Source organism: Parviterribacter kavangonensis, from assembly GCF_056863335.1.
The window spans coordinates 1,211,346-1,234,982 of record NZ_JBXPJA010000001.1; the positions used below are offsets into that span (position 1 = coordinate 1,211,346).

The 23,637-nt window shown below is 72.7% G+C and carries 26 protein-coding genes; 8 read left to right on the forward strand and 18 right to left on the reverse strand.

Annotated elements, in window-relative coordinates:
• Window positions 1-10 precede the first annotated feature (10 nt).
• Genes AC1UE4_RS06250 through ruvC form a run of 6 tightly spaced genes read right to left on the reverse strand, consistent with a single transcriptional unit; the run spans window position 11 to window position 5,753 of the window.
• Complete coding sequence (locus tag AC1UE4_RS06250; RefSeq protein WP_482916357.1) at window positions 11-313, reverse strand: hypothetical protein; 303 nt, start codon at window positions 311-313, stop codon at window positions 11-13.
• Window positions 313-3,183: a protein translocase subunit SecD gene (gene secD / locus AC1UE4_RS06255; protein WP_482916358.1), complete on the reverse strand. Its 2,871-nt coding sequence runs from the start codon at window positions 3,181-3,183 to the stop codon at window positions 313-315. The genes AC1UE4_RS06250 and secD overlap by 1 nt, the downstream gene beginning before the upstream one ends.
• 27 nt (window positions 3,184-3,210) lie before the next feature.
• On the reverse strand, window positions 3,211-3,660 hold the full coding sequence (locus tag AC1UE4_RS06260; RefSeq protein ID WP_482916359.1) for a PAS domain-containing protein: 450 nt from the start codon (window positions 3,658-3,660) through the stop codon (window positions 3,211-3,213).
• Window positions 3,661-3,703: 43 nt separating this feature from the next.
• Window positions 3,704-4,705 carry a Holliday junction branch migration DNA helicase RuvB gene (gene ruvB / locus AC1UE4_RS06265; protein ID WP_482916360.1) on the reverse strand — a complete coding sequence of 334 codons (1,002 nt, stop codon included), beginning with the start codon at window positions 4,703-4,705 and terminating at the stop codon, window positions 3,704-3,706.
• The gene (gene ruvA, locus AC1UE4_RS06270) at window positions 4,702-5,277 is read right to left on the reverse strand and encodes a Holliday junction branch migration protein RuvA (RefSeq protein ID WP_482916361.1); all 576 of its coding nucleotides are present in this window, start codon (window positions 5,275-5,277) and stop codon (window positions 4,702-4,704) included. Before ruvA ends, ruvB begins: the two co-directional genes overlap by 4 nt.
• The gene (gene ruvC / locus AC1UE4_RS06275; RefSeq protein ID WP_482916362.1) at window positions 5,274-5,753 is read right to left on the reverse strand and encodes a crossover junction endodeoxyribonuclease RuvC; all 480 of its coding nucleotides are present in this window, start codon (window positions 5,751-5,753) and stop codon (window positions 5,274-5,276) included. Before ruvC ends, ruvA begins: the two co-directional genes overlap by 4 nt.
• 56 nt (window positions 5,754-5,809) lie before the next feature.
• On the opposite strand from ruvC, the gene AC1UE4_RS06280 reads away from it, so the two are divergent.
• A complete protein-coding gene (locus AC1UE4_RS06280; RefSeq protein ID WP_482916363.1) occupies window positions 5,810-6,916 on the forward strand; it encodes an adenylate/guanylate cyclase domain-containing protein in 1,107 nt (368 codons plus the stop codon).
• Here AC1UE4_RS06280 and AC1UE4_RS06285 read toward each other — a convergent pair.
• Genes AC1UE4_RS06285 through AC1UE4_RS06315 form a run of 7 tightly spaced genes read right to left on the reverse strand, consistent with a single transcriptional unit; the run spans window position 6,873 to window position 12,958 of the window.
• On the reverse strand, window positions 6,873-8,231 hold the full coding sequence (locus AC1UE4_RS06285; protein WP_482918212.1) for a wax ester/triacylglycerol synthase family O-acyltransferase: 1,359 nt from the start codon (window positions 8,229-8,231) through the stop codon (window positions 6,873-6,875). The genes AC1UE4_RS06280 and AC1UE4_RS06285 overlap by 44 nt on opposite strands.
• Window positions 8,228-8,977 carry a YebC/PmpR family DNA-binding transcriptional regulator gene (locus AC1UE4_RS06290; protein ID WP_482916364.1) on the reverse strand — a complete coding sequence of 250 codons (750 nt, stop codon included), beginning with the start codon at window positions 8,975-8,977 and terminating at the stop codon, window positions 8,228-8,230. The genes AC1UE4_RS06285 and AC1UE4_RS06290 overlap by 4 nt, the downstream gene beginning before the upstream one ends.
• Before the next feature lie 6 nt (window positions 8,978-8,983).
• Complete coding sequence (locus tag AC1UE4_RS06295) at window positions 8,984-9,571, reverse strand: class I SAM-dependent methyltransferase (protein WP_482916365.1); 588 nt, start codon at window positions 9,569-9,571, stop codon at window positions 8,984-8,986.
• Window positions 9,549-10,547: a glycosyltransferase family 4 protein gene (locus AC1UE4_RS06300; RefSeq protein WP_482916366.1), complete on the reverse strand. Its 999-nt coding sequence runs from the start codon at window positions 10,545-10,547 to the stop codon at window positions 9,549-9,551. The genes AC1UE4_RS06295 and AC1UE4_RS06300 overlap by 23 nt, the downstream gene beginning before the upstream one ends.
• Window positions 10,544-11,458 carry a glycosyltransferase family 2 protein gene (locus AC1UE4_RS06305; RefSeq protein ID WP_482916367.1) on the reverse strand — a complete coding sequence of 305 codons (915 nt, stop codon included), beginning with the start codon at window positions 11,456-11,458 and terminating at the stop codon, window positions 10,544-10,546. The genes AC1UE4_RS06300 and AC1UE4_RS06305 overlap by 4 nt, the downstream gene beginning before the upstream one ends.
• Window positions 11,448-12,248: an NAD-dependent epimerase/dehydratase family protein gene (locus AC1UE4_RS06310; RefSeq protein ID WP_482916368.1), complete on the reverse strand. Its 801-nt coding sequence runs from the start codon at window positions 12,246-12,248 to the stop codon at window positions 11,448-11,450. Before AC1UE4_RS06310 ends, AC1UE4_RS06305 begins: the two co-directional genes overlap by 11 nt.
• On the reverse strand, window positions 12,227-12,958 hold the full coding sequence (locus AC1UE4_RS06315) for a sugar phosphate nucleotidyltransferase (RefSeq protein ID WP_482916369.1): 732 nt from the start codon (window positions 12,956-12,958) through the stop codon (window positions 12,227-12,229). Before AC1UE4_RS06315 ends, AC1UE4_RS06310 begins: the two co-directional genes overlap by 22 nt.
• A gap of 26 nt (window positions 12,959-12,984) precedes the next feature.
• Here AC1UE4_RS06315 and AC1UE4_RS06320 point away from each other — a divergent pair, with 26 nt between their 5' ends.
• Complete coding sequence (locus AC1UE4_RS06320; protein WP_482916370.1) at window positions 12,985-13,770, forward strand: class I SAM-dependent methyltransferase; 786 nt, start codon at window positions 12,985-12,987, stop codon at window positions 13,768-13,770.
• A complete protein-coding gene (locus AC1UE4_RS06325) occupies window positions 13,761-14,633 on the forward strand; it encodes a glycosyltransferase family 2 protein (RefSeq protein ID WP_482916371.1) in 873 nt (290 codons plus the stop codon). Before AC1UE4_RS06320 ends, AC1UE4_RS06325 begins: the two co-directional genes overlap by 10 nt.
• Here AC1UE4_RS06325 and AC1UE4_RS06330 read toward each other — a convergent pair.
• A complete protein-coding gene (locus tag AC1UE4_RS06330) occupies window positions 14,605-15,201 on the reverse strand; it encodes an acyltransferase (protein WP_482916372.1) in 597 nt (198 codons plus the stop codon). The two genes, AC1UE4_RS06325 and AC1UE4_RS06330, sit on opposite strands and share 29 nt — an antisense overlap.
• Window positions 15,198-16,100 carry a glycosyltransferase family 4 protein gene (locus AC1UE4_RS06335; protein ID WP_482916373.1) on the reverse strand — a complete coding sequence of 301 codons (903 nt, stop codon included), beginning with the start codon at window positions 16,098-16,100 and terminating at the stop codon, window positions 15,198-15,200. The genes AC1UE4_RS06330 and AC1UE4_RS06335 overlap by 4 nt, the downstream gene beginning before the upstream one ends.
• Between AC1UE4_RS06335 and AC1UE4_RS06340 the strand changes: the two genes are divergently transcribed.
• From AC1UE4_RS06340 to AC1UE4_RS06355, 4 genes are all read left to right on the forward strand, one after another.
• Complete coding sequence (locus tag AC1UE4_RS06340; protein WP_482916374.1) at window positions 16,093-17,460, forward strand: phosphomannomutase/phosphoglucomutase; 1,368 nt, start codon at window positions 16,093-16,095, stop codon at window positions 17,458-17,460. The two genes, AC1UE4_RS06335 and AC1UE4_RS06340, sit on opposite strands and share 8 nt — an antisense overlap.
• The gene (locus AC1UE4_RS06345) at window positions 17,429-18,136 is read left to right on the forward strand and encodes a class I SAM-dependent methyltransferase (protein WP_482916375.1); all 708 of its coding nucleotides are present in this window, start codon (window positions 17,429-17,431) and stop codon (window positions 18,134-18,136) included. Before AC1UE4_RS06340 ends, AC1UE4_RS06345 begins: the two co-directional genes overlap by 32 nt.
• On the forward strand, window positions 18,124-19,077 hold the full coding sequence (locus tag AC1UE4_RS06350) for an MBL fold metallo-hydrolase (RefSeq protein WP_482916376.1): 954 nt from the start codon (window positions 18,124-18,126) through the stop codon (window positions 19,075-19,077). The genes AC1UE4_RS06345 and AC1UE4_RS06350 overlap by 13 nt, the downstream gene beginning before the upstream one ends.
• A 336-nt stretch (window positions 19,078-19,413) precedes the next feature.
• Window positions 19,414-20,004 carry a CAP domain-containing protein gene (locus AC1UE4_RS06355; protein WP_482916377.1) on the forward strand — a complete coding sequence of 197 codons (591 nt, stop codon included), beginning with the start codon at window positions 19,414-19,416 and terminating at the stop codon, window positions 20,002-20,004.
• Here the strand turns inward: AC1UE4_RS06355 and AC1UE4_RS06360 are convergent.
• Window positions 19,964-20,683 (reverse strand): class I SAM-dependent methyltransferase, encoded by a 720-nt coding sequence (locus tag AC1UE4_RS06360; protein WP_482916378.1) that lies wholly within the window; start codon window positions 20,681-20,683, stop codon window positions 19,964-19,966. The genes AC1UE4_RS06355 and AC1UE4_RS06360 overlap by 41 nt on opposite strands.
• Window positions 20,680-21,438, reverse strand: a complete 759-nt coding sequence (locus AC1UE4_RS06365) for a methyltransferase domain-containing protein (protein ID WP_482916379.1) — start codon at window positions 21,436-21,438, stop codon at window positions 20,680-20,682. Before AC1UE4_RS06365 ends, AC1UE4_RS06360 begins: the two co-directional genes overlap by 4 nt.
• Between AC1UE4_RS06365 and AC1UE4_RS06370 the strand changes: the two genes are divergently transcribed.
• Window positions 21,433-22,218 (forward strand): glycosyltransferase family 2 protein, encoded by a 786-nt coding sequence (locus tag AC1UE4_RS06370; RefSeq protein ID WP_482916380.1) that lies wholly within the window; start codon window positions 21,433-21,435, stop codon window positions 22,216-22,218. The genes AC1UE4_RS06365 and AC1UE4_RS06370 overlap by 6 nt on opposite strands.
• On the opposite strand, the gene AC1UE4_RS06375 is transcribed toward AC1UE4_RS06370, so the two are convergent.
• Window positions 22,164-23,627, reverse strand: coding sequence for an oligosaccharide flippase family protein (locus tag AC1UE4_RS06375; RefSeq protein ID WP_482916381.1), 1,464 nt, complete (start codon window positions 23,625-23,627; stop codon window positions 22,164-22,166). The genes AC1UE4_RS06370 and AC1UE4_RS06375 overlap by 55 nt on opposite strands.
• Window positions 23,628-23,637 lie beyond the last annotated feature (10 nt).

Genomic DNA, 23,637 nt, shown 5'->3' on the forward strand with positions numbered 1-23,637 from the left:
AGCGGCGGCGCTACGCGTCGAGCGGACGCCCGAAGGCGTCGATGCGCTCGCCGGCCTCGCGCTCCTGGCGCACGCCGATGAACCACACGGCCGCGAGGCCGAGCAGCGTGCCCGGGATCGCCTCGAGCGCGGTGATCAGCTCGGTGTCGTTCTTGCCCGGCACGGACAGCCCGTTGATCAGGTAGCCGAAGAGGAACGAGCCGATGAGCGCGCCGACGAAGGCGCCCACGATCCCCGCCCACCAGCGATCGGGCAGGAAGATCGTGAAGTGCCACAGGGCGAGGCCGGTCATGATCCAGGCGAAGGCGCCCACTACCGGTTCCTCCCGTGCTTGCGGTTGCGCGGCTTGCGCTGCTTGTCGCGCCGCTTGGCCCCGTTGTCGTCGTCCTTGAAGTAGACCTCGGACGGGTCCAGATCGCGCGAGGTGTCCTCGGGCTCGCGGACGGCGGTCCTGGACGGCGGCGGCTCGACGTGGAGATCGCGGACCATCTCGTCGAACTCGGACCGCGAGACCTCCTGCTGGTCCGGGGCCGTGATCCGGCGGCCGGGCCGGCGCTCGGCGACCTCGACGTCCACCGGCGCGCCGCCGGGGCCGGCGACCGCGTACGCCGGGACCACGCCGCCGTGCTCGCGCTTGACCATGGCGACGCGGCGGCGGTAGACCGGCTCGCGCTCCTTCCAGTGCGCCAGCACCGGGGTCGCGATGAACACCGACGAGTACGTGCCGGACGCGATGCCGACGAGCAGCGCGAACGCGAAGTCGCGCAGCGTCTCGCCGCCGAAGAGCATCAGCGACAGCACCGGCAGCAGCGTCGAGAACGACGTCGCCAGCGAGCGGACGATGACCTCCGACAGCGACCGGTTGAGGATCTGGCTGAACGTCGCGCGCGGCATGCGCGGGACGTTCTCGCGCACACGGTCGAACACGATGATCGTGTCGTACAGCGAGTAGCCGAGGATGGTCAGCAGCGCCGCGACCGTCGACGTCGTCACCTCCCGGCCGACGAGGGCGTAGACGCCCGACGTGATCAGGATGTCGTGCATCAACGCGATGAGCACCGGCACCGCGTACTTCCACTCGAAGCGCAGCGCGATGTAGACGCTGATCACGAGCAGCGACGCGATGATCGCGATGACCGCGTTCCTGGCGACCGTCTGGCCGAAGGTCGGGCCGATCGACTGCGTGTTCGGCTCGCCGACCAGGCCGAAGTCCTCGTCGAGCGCCCGCGTGACGCGCGTGACCTCGTCCGGGGCGAGCTGCTCGGTCGAGATCTGGAAGACGTTCTTGCCCAGCTGCGGGTCGTTGATCGTCTGGATCTCGGCATCGCCGAGCCCGAGCTGATCGACCGCCTTGCGCACGTCGTCGCTGTTGACGGACTGCTCGACCGCGGCCTTGATCCGCGTGCCCGACTCGAAGTCGATGCCGAAGTGGATGCCCTTGCCCGAGATGGCGAAGGCCCCGATGAGCAGGATGATGCCCGACATCGAGAAGAACCACTTCGACGCGCCCATGTAGTCGAAGCGGTACTCGCGCTTCGGCTTGCCGGCGCCGAGCGCCGACGGGTGGCGCAGGACGCTCGTGCGCCCGAGCGTGCCGAGCGCCGCCTGGGTGGCGAGCACCGCGGTGAAGAGCGAGACGAGCGTGCCGACGCCGAGGGTGAACGCGAAGCCCTTCACGCCCGCGGTCGCGAGCACGAAGAGGATGAACGCGACCATGACGGTCACGACGTTCGCGTCGATGATCGCCGACAGGCCCTTGCGGTAGCCGGCGGCGATGCCCGCGACGGTCGATCTGCCCGCGCGCACCTCCTCCTTGACGCGTTCGAAGATGACGATGTTCGCGTCCGCGGCGACGCCGATCGTGAGGATCAGGCCCGCGATGCCCGGCAGCGTGAGCGTGATCGGGATGAGCTTGATCAGCGCGTAGAAGTAGATCGAGTAGAGGACCAGCCCGATCACCGCGATGACGCCGAGGACGCGATAGAAGATCAGGAGGAACAGGGCGACGATCGCGAAGCCCGCGAGGCCCGCCTTCAGGCCCTGGTCGAGCGACTGCTGGCCGAGCGTCGCGGAGACCTGCGACTGCGAGATCAGCTCGAGCTTCACCGGCAGCGCGCCCGTCTTCAGCAGGTTCGCGAGGTCCTGGGCGGACTGGATCGTGAAGCCGCCCTCGATCTGCGAGCCGTTCGCCGCGTCGATGCCGTTCGGGTTCTGGACGTAGTCGATGAACGGCACCGAGATGAGCTCGTTGTCGAGCACGATCGCGAAGTGCTGCGCGGACTCCTGCGGGCTCGCGCCGGGGAGCTGCTGCGACTGGCCGCGCTGGGCGATCGCCTTGGTGACCTGCTCCCACGTCTTGCGGCCCTTGTCGGTGAACTCGAAGGTGACGATCGGCTGGCCGGAGCCGCCGGCGCCCTGGTCGAAGTTCTGCTCCGGGTTCTTGATGTCCGTGCCGCGCAGGGCGACGTTGTCGGCGAGGACGAACCACTCGTCGCCCTTCTCGGACTCGGGGATGTCGTCCGGCTGCTCGGCGCGGACGATCGTGGTGCCCGGCTTGACCTCGGCGAGGCGGGAGTCGGCCTTGTGCGGCTCCTCCTGCGCGTCCTTGCGCGTGTCGAACGGGCCCGACGCCTTCTTGGTCTTGTCGTTGAGCCAGTAGAAGACGGGGTTGTCCGTCGTGTTGTTGCCGTCCTCGATGGCCGGCCGCTTCGAGGCGACCTCGACCGCCTCGTACAACGTCATGGCCGCAGCCGGGTTGCCGGCGCTGGGCCCGCCCGTGACCTCGGCGTTCGTCGGGTCGGGTTTGCCGTTCTTCCCGATGACGTTCGGTTCCCAGTCGTAGAAGAACAGCTGAGCGACGCGGCCCACCTGGCGCTGGGCGTCGTCGGCGTTCTTGACGTTCGGCAGGCCGACCGCGATCTGGTTCCGGCCGGAGCGCTGGATCTCCGGCTCCGAGACGCCGAGCTGGTCGACGCGGTCGCGCATGACGTCGATCGCACGATCGAGCGCCTGGGTGTCGACCGTCGGCTGCTGCGGGGTCGGCTTCGCCTCGTAGACGAGCTCGACGCCGCCCTCGAGGTCCAGTCCGAGGACCGTCTGCTTCGTGGTGATGACGGCGATCGCCCCACCGAGGAGCAGACCCACGATGAGCAGGATGACGAAGTTGCGACGGCGGTCGGTCACGGAGGGTTGAGGGTAGTCGCTGGCGCGTCAGGAGGTGGGCGTCAGGACGAGCAGCATGCCGCCGTCGTCGTCGTACGCCGGGAAGAGGTCCGCCCGCGCCTTGGCGGGGAGATCCCCTTCCGCGTTCACCTCGACATCCTTGTCGAGCTGCCGGACGCCCCACTCGAGCACCGTCCCGACGTAGTCGTCGCCGGACGCGAACTTCAGGCCGAGCACCTCGTTCGCCGCGCGCCCGATGACCTGCTCGTCGGCCAGGCCGGTCAGCTCGAACGAGCCGCGGCCGCAGGCGATCACGCGGCCCTCCTGGTCGGTGACGAAGAACGCGGCGTTCGGCGCCGGGTAGTAGTCGTCGAGCAGCTCGAACAGGAAGCCGAAGCCGCAGTTGGAGCAGCCCTTCGCCTGGCGCCGGAAGCCCTGGTTGCGGTCGGACTCCGTCGTGCGCTTGCCGCAGCTGGGGCAGATGAAGAGATGAGCCATGAGCCTTCGTGCGTGAGCGTAGTCCGCGCCGTGTGAACTCCGGCTAAAGGAGGGTCGTCGGCTCGAGGCCGAGGTGGCGGAAGGCCGCGGCGGTCGCCACGCGGCCGCGCGGGGTGCGCTTCAGCAGCCCCTGCTGGAGCAGGTACGGCTCGTAGACGTCCTCGATCGTGTCCTGCTCCTCCCCCACCGACACGGCCAGCGTCGACAGCCCGACCGGGCCGCCGTCGAAGCGCACGCAGATCGCCTCGAGGATCTCGCGGTCGAGGCGGTCGAGGCCGATCTCGTCGACCTCGAGGAGATCGAGCGCGCGGCTGGCGGCCTCGCCGGTGACGACGCCGCCCATCCGGACCTCCGCGTAGTCGCGGACGCGCTTGAGCAGGCGGTTGGCGACGCGCGGCGTGCCGCGGCTGCGGACGGCGATCGAGCGGGCCCCCTCGTCGTCGAGCTCGATCTCGAGGATCCGGGCGCTGCGCCGGACGATCGTCGCGAGGTCGGCGATCCCGTACGGCTCGAGCCGGTGCTGGATGCCGAACCGGTCGCGCAGCGGCGTGGAGAGCAGTCCGGCGCGGGTCGTCGCCCCCACCAGCGTGAACGGCGGGAGGTCGAGCGTCACCACGCGCGCGCCCGCGCCCTGGCCGATTGTGATCGGCAGCTGGCGGTCCTCCATCGCGGGGTAGAAGGTCTCCTCCAGCGCGCGGCTGAGGCGGTGCAGCTCATCCACGAAGAACACGGCGCCCGGCTCGAGCGCGCTGAGCAGCGTCGCGATGTCGCCCTTGCGCTCGAGCGCCGGGCCGGCCGTCATGACGAACGGCACCTCGAGCTCGTTGGCGAGGATCTGCGCGAGCGACGTCTTGCCGAGGCCGGGCGGCCCGGCGAGCAGGACGTGGTCGAGCGCCTCGCCGCGCGCCTTCGCCGCCTCGACGCTGACGTGCAGCTGCTCCTTGAGCGCCTCCTGCCCCACGAACTCGCCGAGCCCGCGCGGGCGCAGCGAGCGCTCGATCTCGTCGTCGGCGAGCAGGTGCTCGGGCGTCTGGATGCGGCTCACCGGCGGGCCCCTCGCAGCGCGGCGCCGATGAGGTCCTCGACGCTGTCGCCCTCTGCCTTGGCCAGCAGCTTCTCGACCTCGGCGGGCGCGAAGCCGAGCTCGAGCAGGCCCTCGCGCGCCAGCGTGCGCGGGTCGTCGGCGTCCGCGCCGCGGTGGATGACGATCGGCTCGTCGTCGACCTTGTCGCGCAGCTCCACGACGATCCGCTCCGCCGTCCGCTTGCCGATGCCCGGCACGGCCTGGAAGCGGCCGGTGTCGCCGGCGGCCAGGGCGACGCGCAGCTCGCGCGGCGAGCCGCCGGACAGCACGCCGAGCGCCATCTTCGGCCCGACGGACTGCACGCCGAGCAGCAGCAGGAACAGCTCCCGCTCCTCCTCCGTGGCGAACCCGTAGAGCTGGAGCGCGTCGTCGCGCACGATGAGGTGGGTCTGCAGCGTCGCGGCCTTGCCGATCGCGGGGACGCTGCGCAGCGTCTCGGCGGAGATGGCCAGGCGGTACCCGACGCCGTTGACGTCGAGGACCACGTGGTCGGGGCGGCGCACCGCGACGGTGCCGGTGAGGAGGGAGATCATGCGGCGAGGACGACCTGGTTGGCGTGGCAGATGGCGACGGCAAGCGCGTCGGCGGCGTGGTCGGGCTTCGGCGGGTCGGGCAGCATGAGGAGCGCCTGGACCATGCGCTGGACCTGGCCCTTGTCGGCGCGGCCGGTGCCGCAGACGGCGGCCTTGACCTGCTGCGGCGTGTAGCCGGCGCAGCCGATCCCGCGCAGCCCGGCGGCGCACATCACGACGCCGCGGGCGTGCCCGACGGCGAGCGCGGAGCTGGCGTTCTGGCCGAAGTAGAGGTCCTCGAGCGCGACCGCGTCCGGATCGTGCTCGTCGAGCAGCTCCGTGATGCGGGCGTGGATCGAGGCCAGCCGCCGCTCCATCGGCAGGGCCGCCGGCGTCGCGATGACGCCGCCGTCGAGGGCGGCCAGCCGCCCGCGCACGCGCGTGACCACGCCGTAGCCCGTGTTGGCGGTGCCGGGATCGATGCCGAGGACGACCATGCCGAGGGAGCATTCAACGCGGCAGATCGGACGCCTTCCCCGTACCCTCCGGCGGCGTGACCGACTTCGCCGCCGAGGGGCTCCTCGGGGACCTCGAGGGCGACGCCCGCGACGCGCGCGAGCGGCTGCTGCGCGCGCTGGAGGAGCAGGGCGTCCCGCTCCGGGAGCTCAGGCAGGCATGCGAGGAGGACCGCCTCGCGTTGCTGCCCGTCGAGCGCGTGCTGGCCGGCGAGGCGGAGTTCAGCGCACGGGACCTGAGTGAGAGGTCGGGCGTCGGCCTCGACGAGCTCCGTTCGTCCCGGGCGGCGTTCGGCCTGCCGATCGCCGACGACGACGCGCGGGTCTACGGCCCCGACGACCTCACGATGGCCGAGAACCTCAAGGCGACCCTCGACATGGGCGTCCCGGTCGAGCAGGTCATGGAGCTCAACCGGGTCGTCGGCCGCGCGATGGCGCAGGTCGCGGCGGCCTCGCGCGGAGCGGTGGGCGACGCGCTGTTCCGGCCCGGCATGACCGAGTACGACCTCGCAACCGTGGCGGCCGAGACGACGCGCGCCCTGGCCCCGAGGATGGGCAGCACGCTGGCCTACGTCTACGCCCGCCACCTGCGGTCGCTGCTGCGCTCCGACGTCGTGAGCGCCGCCGACCTCGCCGCCGGGCGCCCCGGCGCGCGCGAGGTGACCGTGGCCTTCGCCGACCTCGTCGGGTTCACGCGGCTGGGCGAGCAGGTCGAGGCGGAGGACCTCGGGTCCGTCGCCCAGCGGCTCGATCAGCTGGCGGCCGAGCTCGTCGAGCCGCCGGTCAAGCTCATCAAGACGATCGGCGACGCGGTGATGCTCGTCTCGAAGGACCCCGACGCGATGCTCGACGTCGTCCTCTCGCTGATCGAACGCGCGGAGCAGGCCGGAGACGAGCTCCCGCAGCTGCGCGCGGGCGTCGCCTGCGGCCCCGCGCTCGAGCGGATCGGCGACTGGTTCGGCTCCCCCGTCAACCAGGCCAGCCGCCTCACCGGCCTGGCGCGCCCCGGCAGCGTGCTCGTCAGCGAGTCCGTCAAGGAGCACGCCGGCGACTGGGCGTGGTCGTTCGCGGGCGAGCGCAAGGTCAAGGGCGTCGGGACGGTCAAGCTCTTCCGCGCGCGCCGAGCTCAGCCAGAGCAAGGGTGAGCGCCGCCGCGGCCTCCTCCACGGGCGGGTCGAGGTCGCGGTCGGCGAGCAGGCCGGAGCAGACCGACCCGTCGTAGCTGAGGATCCCGACCGTCAGGCCCTGGTTGGCCGGGTTGAGCGGGACGCACGGGTAGGCGCCGAGCAGCCGGCAGCCGTTGAGCCAGAACGGCTGCTGCGGGCCGGGGACGTTCGAGACGACGAGGTTGAACGCGCGGACGCCGCCCATCGCGCGGGCCAGGCCCGACGACACCAGCGGCGGCGCCCAGCCCGCGGCGCCGGCCAGGACCGCGCCGGCGCGGACGGCGGCGGAGTCCTTCAGCTCGGTCATCGTCGCGTTGACCGCCCGCAGCCGCGCGACGGGGTCGTCCTCGCCGAGCGGCAGGTCGACGAGCACGGTCGAGATGCGGTTGCCGCCCTGCTCCCCCTCGCGGCGGACGCTGACGGGCACGAGCGCGACGGGTTCGTGGACGTGGTCGGGCAGCACGCGGGCGAGCATCCCGGTGACCGCGGTGAGCAGGACGTCGTTGACCGTCGCGCCGTGCGCCTTCGCCGTCGCCTTGATCCCCGCGAGGTCGGTGGTCGTCGTGGCGTAGCGGCGGTTCGGCGACAGGTCGCGGTTGAGCGGCGTCATCGGCGCGGCGGGCCGGGTGCGCGCGAGCTGGACGACGAGCTCGGTCGCGCGGCGCAGGTCGCCGGCCGCCCGCAGCGGATCGGCCTCGAGCGTGCGGATGAACGTGTCGGCGAGCAGGCGCTGCGCGCGGCCGAGCGGCGCGCTCGCCAGCCGGGCGAGGTGGCGGCGGCGGTCGTAGCGGCGCGGCTCCCACGGGCCGCCGTCGGGCAGCTGCATCGGCTCGGGCGTCGGGTCGAGCAGGACGGTGCCGATGTCGACCGCGGCGACGCCGTCGACGAGCGCGTGGTGCATCTTCGCGAGCAGCGCGGCGCGGCCGCCGTCGAGGCCGTCGATGACGCTCAGCTCCCACAGCGGGCGCGAGCGGTCCAGCCGGCGCGACATCTCGTGGCCGACGAAGCGGACGAGCTCGGCGTCGTCGCGCACGTGCGCGCGGCGGACGTGCCAGCCCGCGTCGAATGCGTCGTCGTCCGCCCACACCGGGTGGGTGACGCCCGGCGCCGCGTGGCGGAGCCGCTGGCGGTAGCGCGGGATGAGGTGCAGCCGCGCCTCGACGCGCTCGACGACGCGGTCGTAGGTGAGCCCTTCGCCCGCCTCGAAGACGAGCAGCCCGCCGACGGCCATGTTGACCGGGCCCTGCTCGGCGGCGAGCGAGGCTCTGTCGGCGGCCGAGAGGTCCTCGGCTATCCCGCGACCCTCTCGAGGACCTCGGCCGACACGTCGAAGTTCGCGTTGACCTGGTCGACGTCGTCGTTGTCCTCGAGCGCGTCGATGAGCTTCAGGAGCTTGGCGGCGCCCTCCTCCTCGAGCGGCACCTGGGTCTTGGGCTGCCAACGGATCTCCGCGGACTCGACCTCGACCTCGGCCTCCTCGAGCGCCTCGCGGACCGCGGTGAACTCGGTCGGCTCGGTGAGGATCTCGAAGACGTCCTCGTCCTGCGCGATGTCCTCGGCGCCCGCCTCGATCGCGGGCATGAGGTCGTCCTCGGTGTACTTCTCGGCGTCGACGACGATGACGCCCTTCTTGTCGAAGAGGTAGGCCACTGAGCCCGGCTCGCCGAGGTTGCCACCGTGCTTGGAGAGCAGGTGGCGCACCTCCGAGCCCGTGCGGTTGCGGTTGTCGGTCATCGCCTCGATCAGCATCGCGACGCCGCCCGGCCCGTAGCCCTCGTAGAGGACCGCCTCGTAGCTCTCCGCGTCGGCGCCGGCGCCGGTGCCGCGGTCGATCGCCCGCTGGATGTTGTCCTTGGGCATCGAGGCGTCCTTGGCCTTCTGCACGGCGAGCGCGAGCGTCGGATTGCCCTTGACGTCGCCGCCGCCCTCCTTCGCGGCCACCGTGATGGCGCGCGCGAGCTTGGTCCACAGCTTGCCGCGACGGGCGTCGACGATCGCCTTCTTGTGCTTGATGCCTGCCCATTTGCTGTGTCCGGCCATGGCCGTTCAGGATATGACGGCACGCAGCGGTTCGGCGAACCAGGCGTGGTGCTCGGCGATGTCGAGGAAGATGCGCTCGCCGTAGGCGAACGAGCCCTCCCAGCGCAGCCACTGCACGCGCCGCTCGGCCGGCAGCTCGCGGTACGGGATCGCCGGGATGCCGAGCGACTTGTGCACGAACGTGATCGACGGGGCGAACGGGTCGATCTCGCAGACCCAGCGGTGGTGCGCCCACCCCGGCCACGGCCCGTTGACACCGGTCATCTGCTCCTCGATCCGGCTCGGCACCTCGAGGTAGCCCGCCTTCGCGACGCGCTGGAGCTCCTTGCACACGAAGACCGGGTCGCGGACGTCCTCGAGGGTGTGGGAGCAGACCGCGAAGTCGAACTGGCCGTCGTCGAACGGCCACAGCGTGCAGATGTCGTGCTCGACCCACGTCTGCTCGGTGAAGCGCTCCTCGCCGCCGGCGTCGCCGTAGAGGCCGCGGGTCGCGTACGGCATGAGGTCGATGACCCAGTCGGCGCGGGCGAGCGGCTTGGCCCAGCCGCCCACGTCGAGCACGAGTCCCGTCTCAGGCAGCGCGACCGGCAACATCGGCGTGGAGGATCGCGTGTTCGCGCGCGCAGCGCTCGATCGGGAAGCGCTCGGCGTGCTCACGGCAGTTCTCGGGGTCGAGGTACGCGGCGTCGAGGATCTTGTTGGCGAGGTCGTTCGCGGTGCCGTCGAAGGTGAGCGGCGTGGCCTCGGCGCTGCCGGCGTCCGCGTTGCCGATCGCCGGCGTCCCGCAGGCGAGCGACTCGACGAGCACGAGGCCGAACGCCTCGCCCTCGCTGGCGAGCGTCGTGACGTGCGCCTCGCGGTAGGCGGCGACGAGCGCCTCGTGGGTCGAGAGGTCGCGGTGCTCGACCCCCTCGGCGTGCGGCCCGCCCCGGTCGAGGATCAGCCTCGCGCCCGGGCGCTCCTTGCGAACCCGGGCGAACGCGTCGAGGAGGACATCGGCGCGCTTGAAGGGTGCGGAGAGGTCAGCGGGACAGAGGACGGTGAACCGCTCCGCGCGCTCACCGCCGGGCGTGAACGCGTCGAGGTCGATGCCGGGATGGATCACCACGGGATCGCCGCCGAGCCAGCGGCGGAACTCGCGCCGGGCCGCCTCGCTGAGCACGACGACGGCGTCCGCGCGCATCGCGCGGCGGACGAGGTCGAGGCGCAGCCGGCGGTTCGCGAGCCCCTTGCGGTGCGGGACGCCGAGGAACGTCCACACGGTCGGCAGCCCGAGCGCGAGCGGCACCTGCGCGTCCGCGTGGTGGAACGCGTGGGCGACCTGCGGGCGGTCGCGGCGCAGCTGGGCGGCGAGGAACGGCAGGTGCGTCAGGTGGTCCTCGTAGCCGCGGCGCCGCAGCCGCCCGTCGGGCAGGCGACGGACGCGGACGACGCTGGGCTCGGCCGGGCCGGGGCTGGCGGTGACGACGCGCGCTCGAGGCAACGTCATCGCGAGGTCGTGGACGAGGCGCTCGCCGCCGCGGCGGACCTCCGGCCAGTACGTCGGCGTCAGCAGGTCGACGCGCGTCACAGGAAGAGCGTGCGGTGCCGGACGCTGCCCGCCGCCAGCGCCGCGACCTCGGCGGCGTCGATGGCCGTCTGGCCGGGCACCTCGGCGGCCGCGCGCACGAGCCCGCGCGGGTGGCGGCCGTACGACGGCATCGCTTTGAAGGCGTAGAGCGCGATGACGAGCGGATGCCGTGTCAGCAGCGCCGCAACGAGCCATGCGTGGCGCGGCTTCCAGAAGAACCCGAGCGGCAGGTGACGGCGCAGGCCGGGATGGCGCTTGACGAGCGCCGGCAGCTGGCGCCAGCGCCAGCCGAACGCCGCGCGGCGGTGCAGCGGCAGGACCTCGACGCAGTGGTACGTCAGGACCTCGGGCGCGCCGACGACCGGGACGCGGCTGCGCCAGGCGAGGTCGGTGTCCTCGCCCGCGGTCAGCGGCAGGCCCTCCTCGTCGAAGCCGCCGACCCGCTCGAGGACCGCGCGCGGGTAGACGATGTTGCACGTCTGCGCCTGCGGCGTCGGCGGGTCGATCGTCACCGTCCGCGGGTGCGGCGCGGTCAGCAGCGCCGCCTCGTCCGGATCGGGCCTGGTGGCGCCCTGGACGATCGCGTCGTCGCGCGCCGCCGCCAGCGCGTTCGCCAGCCAGTCGGCGGGCGGGCGGCAGTCGTCGTCGGTGAACGCGACGTACGGCGCGCTCGTCGCCCGCCAGGCGGCGTTGCGCAGCTTCGCCGGCCCGAGCGATCCGTCGAACGTGACGTGCCGGACGCCGCGCTCCTCCAGTAGCCGCTTCGTCTCCGTGCCCGCTCCCCCGTCGTGCGCCACGACGAGCTCCCACCGCGACGGGTCGAGGGTCTGCTCCTCCATCGCGTTGAGGAACCACCTCAGTCTCAGCGCGCGGTCGTGCGACGCCACCGCGACGGCGATCTCAGCCGGCATCCCACGTCCTGCGGAGGCCCTCTTCCAACCCGATCTCCGGAGACCAGCCAGTCGCCGTGCGCAACTTCGCCGGGTCCAGCGCGCGCCGTCCCCCCTCGCCTCGCGGCCGTCCGCCTTCGTAGACCGCCTCGAGGTCGGTGCCGCTGACGCGGACGATCGCGTCGACGACCTCGCGGACCGTGCCCGGCTCGCCGGTGCCCACGTTGTAGGCCTCGCCGGGCTCGCCGCGCTCGGCGGCGGCCCACAGCGCGGCGACAGCGTCGTCGACGAAGACGAAGTCGCGCGCGGGCGAGCCGTCGCCGCGGATGTGCGGCGCGCGGCCCTCGCGGATCGCCTTCATCGTGTCGGGGATGAGGCGCGAGACCTCGGCGTCGCCGGGGCCGTAGACGTTCGCGAAGCGGACGACGACGACCTCGGGCGGCGACGGCCAGCCGCGGGCGACGAGGTCGGCGGCGGCCTTGCTCGCCTGGTACGGGCCGTCGGGCACGAGCGGCGCGGTCTCGGGCGTCGGCACCGGCGCGTCGGGCGCGTAGACCTGGCCGCTCGAGGCGACGACCACCCGGCGCACACCCTGTTCACGGGCCGCCTGCAACACGCGCCACGTCAGCCCGACGTTCGCCTCGTACGTCCCGATCGGATCTTCGAACGCCGTCGCGACGACCGTCTGGGCGGCGAGGTGGAACACGATCTCCGCGTCGCCGAAGTCCAGCTCGTCCCGGTCGACGCCTTGCTGCCCGAGCGCCCGGCCGAGGAAGCCGGACGCCCCGGTCACGCGGGCGAGGGCGCCCACACCTTCCACGGCGCGTCGCCGCGCTCCCACAGGTCGTTCAGCAGCACGGCGTCCTTGTAGGTGTCCATGCAGTCCCAGAAGCCACGATGGCGGAAGGCTCGCAGCTGGCCCGCGGCGGCGAGCGCCTCCAGGGGCTCGCGTTCGAGCACGTCGTCCGGGCCGATGTGGTCGAGCGCCGCCGGCTCCAGCACGAAGAACCCGCCGTTGATCCAGTGCTCGGACCGCGGCTTCTCGTGGAAGCCGAGCACCTCGTCGCCGTCGCCGAGCCGCGCGACGCCGAACTGCAGCTCGGGCCGCACGACGGTCATCGTCGCCAGCGCGCCGTGCGCCCCGTGGAACGCGCGCTGCTCGGCGAGGTCGATGTCCGCGACGCCGTCCGCGTACGTGAGGCAGAACCGCCCGCCGGCGCGCAGCTCGCCGGCGACGCGGTGCACGCGCCCGCCGGTCGGCGTGTCGACGCCGGTGTCGACGCAGCGCACCGCCACGCCGTCGGGCCACGGCGTCTCGCGCGCGAAGCTCTCGATCAGCTCGCCGCGGAAGCCGGTGAGCAGCACGAAGTCGCGGAACCCCTGGGCCGCGTAGATCTGCACCACATGCCAGAGGATCGGGCGGCCGCCGATCTCGACCAGCGGCTTGGGCAGCCCCGGCGACTCGGCCTGCAGCCGGGTCCCGCGGCCCCCGCAGAGGATGACCACGCGTTCCGGGAGCACGCCGGGCAGTGTGTCAGGCTCCCGCCGTGCGACGACCCCGGGCCAAGCCGGACGCCGACCTCGTGCCGCGCGGCCCGCACTCGCCGATCCCCCAGCTGGGCGAGCTCCCGGACGATCTCTGGGACCGCCCGAGCCCGCTGCGCGGCGTGCGCTTCGACCGCGAGGCGCAGGTCCGGCGCTTCCGCGCGCTCGAGCCGCAGCTGCGCGCCTTCCCGCCCATCCGGGGCTTCCAGCTGTGGAACGGCTACTACGAGGCGGTCGACGCCGAGGTCCTGTGGGCGATCCTGCGCGAGGTGAAGCCGCGGCGGGTGGTCGAGCTCGGATCCGGCTGGTCGTCGCTGGTCATCCGCGCGGCGGTCGGCGAGCGCTGCGACGTCCGGACCTTCGACCCGTTCCCGCGCATCGACGGCGTCGAGGCCGAGGAGGTCCGCGCCCAGGACGTCCCCGAGCACGTCTTCACCGCGCTCGAGGAGCGCGACGTGCTCTTCGTCGACACGACCCACACGGTCAAGACGGGCGGCGACGTCAACCGGATCGTGCTCGACCTCCTGCCACTGCTGCAGCCGGGCGTGCTCGTGCACTTCCACGACGTGCTGCTGCCGTGGGAGCTGCACCGCACGTGGCTCGAGCGCGGCTGGTTCTGGTTCGAGCAGTACCTGCTGCAGGCGTTCTTGAGCGGCAACCGCGACTGGGAGGTGCTGCTCGGCCTCCACGACCTGACCCGGACCGAGCCGGACCTCGTCCGCCAGCTCGTTCCGAGCTGGCGCGGGACCTCGTTCCCGAGCGCGTTCTGGATCCGGCGGTGCCGCTGAGCGTCGTCATCCCGACGCTCGGGCGGTCGTCGGTCCTGCGCGGGGTCCTCGCGCGGCTCGGCGACGCGGACGAGGTGATCGTCGTCGGCGACGCGGCCTCGCCGGCCGACGCGCCGGTGACCCACCGCGCCTCGCGGCCCGGCGCGTCCGCCGCGCGCAACGCAGGGATCGCCGCGGCGACCACGCCCGTCGTGCTCTTCCTCGGCGACGACGTCGTGCCCGACCCGGACCTCGTCGCCCGCCACCTCGCCTTCCACGCCGCCCACCCGGACGAGCGCTATGCGCTGCTCGGGTTCGTCGAGCTGATCGGGCACGGGACCGCGTTCGAGCGCTGGCTCGAGCGCGGGATGCAGAGCGACTACGCCTCGATCGACGGCGATCGCGCCGGCTGGGGGCACTTCTACACGACGAACGTCAGCGTCAAGAAGGCGCTGCTCGAGCGCGTCGGCGGCTTCGACGAGGACCTCCCGTTCCTCTACGAGGACCTCGACCTCGGCAAGCGGCTCGCCTCCGAAGCCGGGCTGGACCTCCGCTACGACCCGGCGGCGCGTGCGTCGCACGTGCATCCGGCGACGGTCGAGGAGTGGCGCGGGCGGATGCGGGCGATCGGCCGCGCCGAGCACGCGTTCGTCACCAAGCACCCCGACGTCGCGCCGTACTTCCGCGAGCGGCTGTCGGCCGCCGCCGCGCAGCCGCCGGCCCGCGGGCGCGCGGCGCGGCTCATCAAGTGGGTCCGGCCGGACGCGCCGCTGGTCGGCCGGCGCGCCTGGGGCAGCGCCGAGGCGTTCTACGGCCAGCAGCTGTGGCCCTCGTTCGACGAGGGCTGGCGGTCGTTCAGTCCTCCGGGCCGAACCGGTCGATGACCTTCGCGGGCACGCCCCCGACGACGCTGTAGTCCGGGACGGGCCGCGTGACGACCGAGTTCGCGCCGACGAACGCCCGGCGGCCGAGGTCGGCGATGATCGTGCACTTGCTCGTCACGACGGCGTCGTCCTCGATCCGGATCGGCGTGAGGTCGTAGCCCTGCAGCAGCATCGGCGTGTCGAGGTCGCGGAAGCGGTGGTTGCCGTCGACGACGATCGACGACTGGCCGAACATGCACCGCTCGCCGATCTCGATCGAGCTCGAGCACTGGATGAGCACGTCGTAGGTGAACACGGTGTTCGCCCCGATCGTGACCGTCGCGCCCTTGTGCAGCTCGAGCCGGAAGTTGCGGCGGAACTGGACGCCGGCGCCGATGACGAGCGTCCCGCCTTCCGGCGAGAACACGCTGAAGCCGGGCCCGAGGTACGCCGGGCCTTCGAAGCGGATGTCGCAGTGCGGGTTGCGGGCGAGCAGCCACCAGCGGCGCAGCCGCGACGCGAGCAGCGGCGCGCGGAAGTAGCTGACGTCGTGCAGGCGCCAGCGCAGGCTGTCCGCGACGCGGCTCATCGCGGCGAGTGTGCCTCATGGGCGGCGACGACGCCCTCGAGGAAGCGGTCGAGGGTGTACTGCTTCGCCGTCGTGAACCCGCCTTCCCTGAGCGCGTCTCTCAGCCCCGCATCGCTCGCGAGGCGCGCGACGGCGTCGCGGAGCGCGAAGGCGTCGCCGCGCGGGACGAGCAGGCAGTTCTCCTCGTGGCGCAGGAACTCCGCCGATCCGCCGGTGCCCGTCGCCACGACGGGCCGGCCGACGGCCATGGCCTCGAGCGGGACGAGGCCGAACGGCTCGTCCCAGAGGACCGGGAAGAGCACGGCGTCGGACTTCGCGTACTCCACGGCCAGCTCCTCCGGGCCGAGCCGGCCGAGCATCTCCACCCCGCGCAGCCTCAGCCGCCACTTGAGCCGCCGGTCGCCGTCGCCCGCGACGACGAAGCCCTTGCCGAACGCGTAGCGGGCGACCATGTGGCCCTTGCGCGGATCGATCCGGCCGGGCAGGAGGAGCCGCCCCTGCCAGTCCTTCGGCTCGGCGGGCGTGAAGACGTCCTGGTCGTAGCCCGCCGGCAGGACCTCGCCGGGCCGGCCGCGTCGGACGAACTCGCTGTTCCAGTACGCCGGCGGCAGCTCGCCCGTCGGCGTGTAGTCGGGCCAGAGGTCGTGGATGAACGCGATCGCCGGGCGGTGCGCGACGACGCTCGTGTCGAGGCCGCCCATCGACCAGAAGCTCACGAGGTCGGCGCGCGCGGCGGCCGCGGCGAAGCCCTCCGTCCCGACGAGCACCTCGACCTCGTGACCGCGCGCACGAAGCGCCGCCACCGCCGCCCGCCACATGGCCTCGTAGCCGCCCAGCCCGTCGTAGGAGTTGCCGACCGTCAGGATCCGCACCGCTCTAGAGTGCCCGCGCGTGGACATCGATCCGGGGATCTTCAAGGCCTACGACATCCGCGGCCTCTACGGCGAGCAGATCGACGACGACGTCGCGTACAACGTGGGACGCGCCTTCGTCCGCGTCATCGCCGAGCTGTCGAACAAGCCCGCCTCGTCGCTGAACCTGGGGCTGGGCCGCGACATGCGGCTCACCGCGCCCGAGCTGGCGGCGCTCTACCGCGAGGGCATGACCGCCGAGGGCGCGCACGTCCTCGACGCCGGGCAGGTCGGGACCGAGATGCTCTACTTCCTCGTCGGCTCGCGCGGCCTGGATGGTGGGCTCATGTGCACCGCGTCGCACAACCCGAAGCAGTACACGGGAGCCAAGCTGGTCCGCGAGGGCGCCATCGCGCTGTCCGGCGACCAGGGCATCCAGGACATCCGGCGGTTCATCGAGGACGGCCTCGGCGATGCCCCGGGCGGCGGCACGGTCGAGGAGGTCGAGCTCTACGACGAGTTCCAGGCCGCCGCGCTGAAGTTCATCGACCCCGCGAACGTCAAGCCGCTGAAGGTCGTCGTCGACGGCGGCAACGGGATGGCGGGCCCGATGGTCGGGCCGCTGCTGCGCCAGCTGCCGCTCGACCTCGTCGAGCTCTACTTCGTCCCGGACGGCGAGTTCCCCGACCACGAGCCGAACCCGCTGCTCGAGGAGAACCGCAGGCTCATCATCGACGAGGTCCGCGAGACGGGCGCCGACCTCGGCATCGCCTGGGACGGCGACGCGGACCGCTGCTTCTTCATCGACGACACCGGCGAGTTCGTCGACGGCGACTTCCTGACGGCGATCCTCGCCGAGCACCTGCTCGCCAAGACGCCGAACGCCGCGATCCTCTACGACGTCCGCGCCAGCCGCGCCGTGCCCGACGTCGTCGAGGCCGCCGGCGGCAGCGCGCACATCAACCGCGTCGGGCACGCGTTCTTCAAGACGCGCATGCGCGACGAGGGTTCGATCTTCGGCGGCGAGGTCTCGGGTCACTACTACTTCCGCGACTTCTACAACGCCGACTCCGGGACCGTGCCGGCGCTGCTCATCCTCGAGAAGCTGTCGGTCGAGGGGCGCAAGCTGTCGGAGCTCGTCGGCGACTACCGCGCGAAGTACTTCATCTCGGGCGAGATCAACTCGACCGTGAACGACGCGGACGCGAAGATCTCCGAGATCAAGGAGCGCTACGGGGACGGCACGATCACGGAGCTCGACGGCGTCTCCGTCGACTACGACGACTGGCACTTCAACGTGCGCAAGTCGAACACCGAGCCGCTCCTGCGCCTGAACCTCGAGTCGCTCGTGTCGCGCGAGGACATGGAGCGCCGCCGTGACGAGGTCCTCGGCCTCATCCGCGCCTAGCGAGCGCGGCTGGTACCACGCGGTCGAGCTGCCCGACGGCACCGTCACGCCGGGCTGGTTCGACCTGCGCGACCAGATCCGCCACTACGGGCTGCCCGAAGACCTGAGCGGCCTGCGCTGCCTCGACGTCGGCACGTGGGACGGGTTCTGGGCGTTCGAGATGGAGAAGCGCGGCGCCGCAGAGGTCGTGGCGATCGACCTCGACGACGAGGCCGCGCTGGACTGGCCGCCGCGCCGGCGCCCGGCCGCCCCCGCGTCGGGCCGCGGCACGGGGTTCGCGGAGCTGCGGGATCGGCTCGGGTCGTCGGTCGAGCGCGTGGAGCTCAGCGTCTACGACGCATCGCCCGAGCGGCTGGGGACGTTCGACCTCGTCTTCTGCGGGTCGGTGCTGATCCACCTGCGCGATCAGCTGCTCGCGCTGGAGCGGATCGCTTCCGTCACGAAGGGCCAGTTCATCAGCGCCGAGGAGCACGACCGGCTCGCGTCGCTGTTCCCGTGGAGCGTCGCCCGGTATCGAGCCGATGACCCGGCCGCGGTGGTGTTCTGGCGGCCATCGGCGAAGTGCTGGCGGCGGATGCTCTGGAGCGCCGGGTTCGACCGCGTCGAGAAGCACGGCAGCTTCAAGTTGCAGCCGCTGGGCATCCCCCACGTCGTTCACCACGCATGGACGAGCTGACGGGCATCCACTGCATCCCGATCCCGACGCCGTTCGCGGTCGGGCGGGTGAACACGTACCTGATCGAGGACGACCCGCTGACGCTCGTCGACACGGGCCCGAACAGCGGCAAGGCGCTCGACGAGCTCGACGTCGCGCTGCGCGACCGCGGCCACCGCATCGCCGACCTCGGGCTGATCATCGTCACGCACCAGCACATCGACCACATGGGCCTCGTCGACATCCTCGCCCGCCGGTCCGGCGCCGAGGTGGCGGCGCTCGACCGGCTCGTGCCGTGGCTGGCCGACTACGGCGAGCGCATGACCGACGACGACGCGTTCGCCGAGGCGCTGATGGCGCGCCACGGGCTCGCGCGCGACGTGCGGACGGTGCTGCGGTCGGTCAGCGCGGCGTTCCGCGCGTGGGGTGCGCCGGCGAGGGTGACCCAGTCGCTGCCCGACGGCGGCACCGTCGAGCTGCGCGACCGCACCTTCCGCGTGCACCACCGCCCCGGCCACTCTCCCACCGACACGGTCTTCCACGAGGAGTCGACCGGCGTGCTCATCGGCGGCGACCACCTCATCAAGCACATCTCGTCGAACCCGCTGATCACGCGCGACGACGAGCACGCGCTGCTCTCGTACACCGCGTCGCTCAAGAAGACGCAGGCGATGGAGCTGAAGGTCGTCCTCCCCGGCCACGGAGAGTCGATCACCGACCACGCCGAGCTCATCGAGTCGCGCTTCAAGGCGACCGAGCGGCGCGCGGAGAAGATCCGCGGCCTCCTCGTCGACTCGCCGCTCACGGCGCACCAGATCGCCCAGCAGCTGTGGGGCAACGTCGCCGTCACCCAGGCGTTCCTCACGCTCTCCGAGGTCCTCGGCCACCTCGACCTCCTGAAGACCCGCGACGCGATCGTCGAGGACTTCGACGGCGAGCTGTCGACCTTCAGGGCTGCCTGATCCCCTTCACGCCCCGCAGCCCCGCGACGAGCTTCTGCGCGGTGTTCGCGATCTCGGACATCCACGGCAGCGTCGAGACCGCCCGCTGCCGCGTCCGGTAGTTCAGCGGACGCAGCGCATCGGCCCACTCATGGATCGGGAGCTTGCTGGAGGTCCGGGTGCACCTCGAGGTACCACAGCTCGTCCTCCTTCATCGCGCTCGCCCCTCTCCTTCGTCCGTTGGCTAGCCGCTGCTAGCCGATCCGCTAGCACCGGCTAGTCCGTCGAGAAGAGACGAGGGCGACACCGTCCGAAATTCGCCCCCGCGACCGCTCAAGTTCCGCGTTCCGCCGCCCGATGCGGTTCCTTGTGACCGTGCGCCCGTCCCGCACCGCGTCGCTCGTTGTGCTGCTCGCGTTGCTGCTCGCCTTCGGCGCGGCGCCGGCGCGCGCGGCCGACGAGCCGGATCCGCTCATGCCGCCGCGCGGCGTGTGCGGCGATGACGACGACGGCGAGGCGCACCCGCGCGTGCAGCGGCTGGCGATGCACTGCCTCATCAACCAGGTCCGCGAGCGGGCCGGCCTGGAGAAGGTGCGCTCGAGCGCCGAGCTGCGTCACTCCGCGACGTACAAGGCGCGCCGGATCGCCGAGTGCCGGACGTTCAGCCACAACCCGTGCGGCGACGCGCTCGCGGCGCCGTTCCAGCAGGCGAAGCTCACGACGCACGGCCGCTGGCTCGTCGGCGAGGTGCTCGCCTACGACGTCGGCGTGGCATCGACGGCGCGCAAGATCCTCGCGAAGTGGCTGCGCTCGCCGCCGCATCGCGCGGTGCTCACCGACGAGCGCTTCACGTGGCTCGGCGTGCGCAAGCGGCGGCTGCGGATGAAGGGCGCGCCGGTCGGCTCAATCATCTGGGTCGCGCACCTCGGGAAGCCCGGGCGGCGCTGAGCAGCCGCACCGGCGCCGGGGCGACCGCCGCGTCGTAGAGCAGCAGCAGCACCCGGCCGTCGTGGAAGCGCCGCGCCCGCCGCAGCCGCCGCGAGCGCGCGTGGCGCAGCACGTCTGCGACGGGAAGCTCGTGGTGCAGGACGCTCTCGTCCGGCCCCGTCTCGAGCACGTTGACGCATACCCGCGCGGCCGCACGCTCCATCGACGCCAGCAGCGCGAACGGATCGGCGACGTGCTCGAGCACATCGAACGCGTAGGCGAGGTCGAACCCCGTGGGAAGTGGCTCGCGGTCGAGGTCGACGATCGGCGCGGACAGGCCGCGGCGCTCGAGCCGCCAGCGCAGGTACCGGGTGCTCGGGTTGTCGAAGTCGGCGAAGGTGACGTCGTAGCCCTCCTCGAGCAGCACGAGCCCGTCGGCGCCGATGCCGCAGCCGACGTCGAGCAGCCGCGCGCCGGGCGGAACCGCGCCCCGGATCTCGTCGAGGTACGGCGCCTTCGTGCCCGTCATCGCGAAGGCGGTGAGGTTGTAGAGGTACGCCTCGGAGGTCCGGTAGAGCGTCGCCTCGTCGCCGACCGCCGCGGCCTCGTCCTCGAGCTGCTCCTGCCAGCGCTCAAGGCGCGAGCGGTCGTAGCGCTCGCCGAGGTAGGCGCGCAGCTCCTTCTCGTCGCGCGACGTCACGGGCGGGCGAGGACGGCCGCGTGCGGATCGCCGCGCAGGGCGAGCAGCGCCTGCTCGCGGCCGGTGCGCGAGACCAGCGTCGAGGGGCGCACGCTCGGCCGCGGCCCGCCGGCGCCCCACGGCAGCCAGAACCGGATCGGCCCCGCCACGACCTCGAAGCCCGCGGCCTCGGCGAGCCGCGCCAGCCCGCGCGCGTTGACCTTCCACCACCACGGGCGCCCGCGGCCGTCGAAGACCGCCGACGGCGAGCGGCGCAGCGACAGCACCGGATCGATGGCGTCCTCCAGCACGAGCACGCCGCGGCAGACCGAGCGAATCCGCTCCAGCGCCTCGACCGGATCACGGAGGTGCAGCGTCAGCGACCCGCAGTACACGACGTCGAACGTCCCGATCTCGTCGGGGTCGAGCTCGTACACCGAGAGGTCGCGCCGCTCGGCGCGCGAGCCGAGCGCCTCCTTCGCCACGTCGAACCCGCGCCGCTCGAGCCCGATCGCCGCGACCGCCTCGCCGGTGCTGTCGCCCGGCCAGTCCCAGCGCCGCGGGTCGAGCACGTCGATCGCCACGACCTCGGCGGCGCCCCGCTTCTCCATCTCGAAAGCCCAGAAGCCGTCGTAGGTTCCGACGTCCAGGCAGCGCTGCCCGTCGAGCCGCGGAGGCAGCGAAACGACGCCCGCCGCGCGGCGCGTGTCGAAGTAGCCGGGGGTGACCGCACCGCCCGGCAGCTCGATCGTGTGGTACCAGCGCACGTCGTGCATGACCTCAGCGTGATCATCCCGGCCCGCGACGCGGCGCGCGTCCTGCCCCGGACGCTCGGTGCGCTCGCCCCGCAGGGTGCGCACGTCGTGGTGGTCGAGAACGGGTCGCGCGACGACACCGCCGCGGTCGCGCTCGCGCACGGCGCCGAGGTCGTGCACGCCCGCCCGAGCCGCCCCGCCGCCCGCAACGCGGGCGTGGCCGCCACGATCGCGGCGAAGCTGCTCTTCCTCGACGCCGACTGCGTGCCCGATCCCGGCTGGGCGGCGGCGCTCGCCGCCGGCCTGGACGAGGCGCCGCTGGTGGGCGGCGCGGTGCAGCTGGAGGGCGGCACCAGCCTGCCCGAGCGCTACGACCTCGCCTGGCGGCTGCGCCAGCGCGAGACGATCGAGCGCGAGGGCTGGTCGGGCAGCGGCAACCTCGGGATCCGCCGCGAGCTGTTCGACCGGCTGGGCGGGTTCGACGAGCGGTTCCTGCACGCCGGCGAGGACGTCGACCTCTGCCGCCGCGCCGGCGCCGTCGTGTTCTGCCCCGACGCCGTGGTCCGCCATCCCGCGGCGACGTCGCGCCGCCAGCTCTTCGCGCGCGGGTTCCGGCACGGCTACGGGTCCGTGCAGCTCGGCGGCCGGCGCGACTGGCGCCATCCGAAGCCGCTCGTCGCGGGCGACTGGGCGCTGCGGCGGTTCGGGATCGAGGACCGGTCGCTGCTCGGCGCGGCGCGCGTCGACTACGCCGGCCGGGTCGCGGGCTCGGCCTGGGCCGAGCTGCGCCGCGCGAGGTAGCCGAGCGACTCGCGCAGCAGCCCGCCCTGCAGCAGCCACGTCGCCAGCCCGACGACGACGCCGTAGAGGACGAGCGCGGGGATCGCGGGCAGGTCGGCGAGCAGCACGACCGCGGCACCCAGGCCGGCCGGGATCGCGGCCCGCACGGCGGTTCGGCCCAGCGGCAGCGGACCGAACAACCGACGCAGGAACACCCAGCGCCCGACGAGGCCCGTGAACGTCGTGCACGCCATGCCGATCGCGAGACCCGGCAGGCCCTCGCTCAGCAGCAGCGGGATCGCCACGGCGACGAAGACGACGGCCATCGCGACGGTCACGATCGCGATCGGGCGCGTGTCGCCCACGGCGCGGTGGAACGCGGTCCAGTTGAACCCGAGCTGATCGGCGGCGGCGAGCAGCGCGAACACCTGGATGAGCCCGAGCGCCGGCCGCCAGCGCTCGCCGAGGACGTCGTCGATGAGCGGCTCGGCGAACAGCGCGAGCCCGACGCCGAACGGCAGCCCGAACGACAGCGCGAGCCGGTTGGACTTCAGGAACGCCTCCTCGAGCGCCTCGCGGCGGTCGCGCACGGCGCAGATCGCTGGGTAGAGCGTGTTCGTCACGACCTGATCGACGCGGCCGGTGTAGGCGATGATCGACGACGCGAGCGCGACGGCGCCGACGCCCGCCAGGCCGAGCTCGAGCTCGCTCACCAGCGTCGCCGACTGCGCGATGACGACGCCCGCCAAGCCGGCGACGAGCAGCGGCCACGAGAACGAGCCGTAGTCGCGCAGCGCCCCGCGATCCCACCGCAGCGCCAGCGGGAACGGGGACGCCAGCACCGCGGCCAGTGCGCCGGCGCACGATCCGGCGACGACGCCGATCACGAGCGCCCAGTAGCCGGCGCCGGCGATCGCGAGCACGACGGTGACGACGAACGACACGACCGGGTCGACGGACTGCAGCACCCGCTGCCGGACGAAGTCCATCGAGCGGTAGTACGGCCAGATCGGGGTCTGCAGCGCGTTCGCGAGCACGGCGAAGCAGAGGACGAGACCGGGCGCGAGCAGCTGCTGCTCGCCGTAGATGAGCGCGATGAGCGGCACCGCGGCCGCGATGAGCACCGCGAACGCCGCCGACAGGGCCAGCTCCAGCGTGAACGCGACCTGGAACGCGCGCTCCTGGTCGGCCTCGCGCTGCTGGACGTAGCGATCGCCGATCCCCGCCTGCTTGAGCCACAGCAGCGTGCCGAGCGCCGCGGCGAGGATCCCGAACGTCCCGTACTCGGCGCGCGTCAGGAACGCGGCGACGACGAAGCCCTTCAGCAGGCCGAGTGACGTGAGCCCGACGTCGAACGCCCCGTTGACGAGCGTGCCGCGCGCGGCGAGGCGCCGCAGGCCGCTGCGCGGTGGCTCGATCGTCGAGGGCACCGGCATAGGA

What these genes read in the sequence shown, in the direction of transcription:
- AC1UE4_RS06260 (WP_482916359.1), bottom strand. Translation starts at nt 3,660, where the DNA reads ATGGCTCATCTCTTCATCTGCCCCAGCTGCGGCAAGCGCACGACGGAG.
- ruvA (WP_482916361.1), bottom strand. Translation starts at nt 5,277, where the DNA reads ATGATCTCCCTCCTCACCGGCACCGTCGCGGTGCGCCGCCCCGACCAC.
- ruvC (WP_482916362.1), bottom strand. Translation starts at nt 5,753, where the DNA reads ATGGTCGTCCTCGGCATCGATCCCGGCACCGCCAACACGGGCTACGGC.
- AC1UE4_RS06290 (WP_482916364.1), bottom strand. Translation starts at nt 8,977, where the DNA reads ATGGCCGGACACAGCAAATGGGCAGGCATCAAGCACAAGAAGGCGATC.
- AC1UE4_RS06295 (WP_482916365.1), bottom strand. Translation starts at nt 9,571, where the DNA reads ATGTTGCCGGTCGCGCTGCCTGAGACGGGACTCGTGCTCGACGTGGGC.
- AC1UE4_RS06305 (WP_482916367.1), bottom strand. Translation starts at nt 11,458, where the DNA reads ATGCCGGCTGAGATCGCCGTCGCGGTGGCGTCGCACGACCGCGCGCTG.
- AC1UE4_RS06330 (WP_482916372.1), bottom strand. Translation starts at nt 15,201, where the DNA reads ATGAGCCGCGTCGCGGACAGCCTGCGCTGGCGCCTGCACGACGTCAGC.
- AC1UE4_RS06335 (WP_482916373.1), bottom strand. Translation starts at nt 16,100, where the DNA reads ATGTCCACGCGCGGGCACTCTAGAGCGGTGCGGATCCTGACGGTCGGC.
- AC1UE4_RS06350 (WP_482916376.1), top strand. Translation starts at nt 18,124, where the DNA reads ATGGACGAGCTGACGGGCATCCACTGCATCCCGATCCCGACGCCGTTC.
- AC1UE4_RS06355 (WP_482916377.1), top strand. Translation starts at nt 19,414, where the DNA reads ATGCGGTTCCTTGTGACCGTGCGCCCGTCCCGCACCGCGTCGCTCGTT.
- AC1UE4_RS06365 (WP_482916379.1), bottom strand. Translation starts at nt 21,438, where the DNA reads ATGCACGACGTGCGCTGGTACCACACGATCGAGCTGCCGGGCGGTGCG.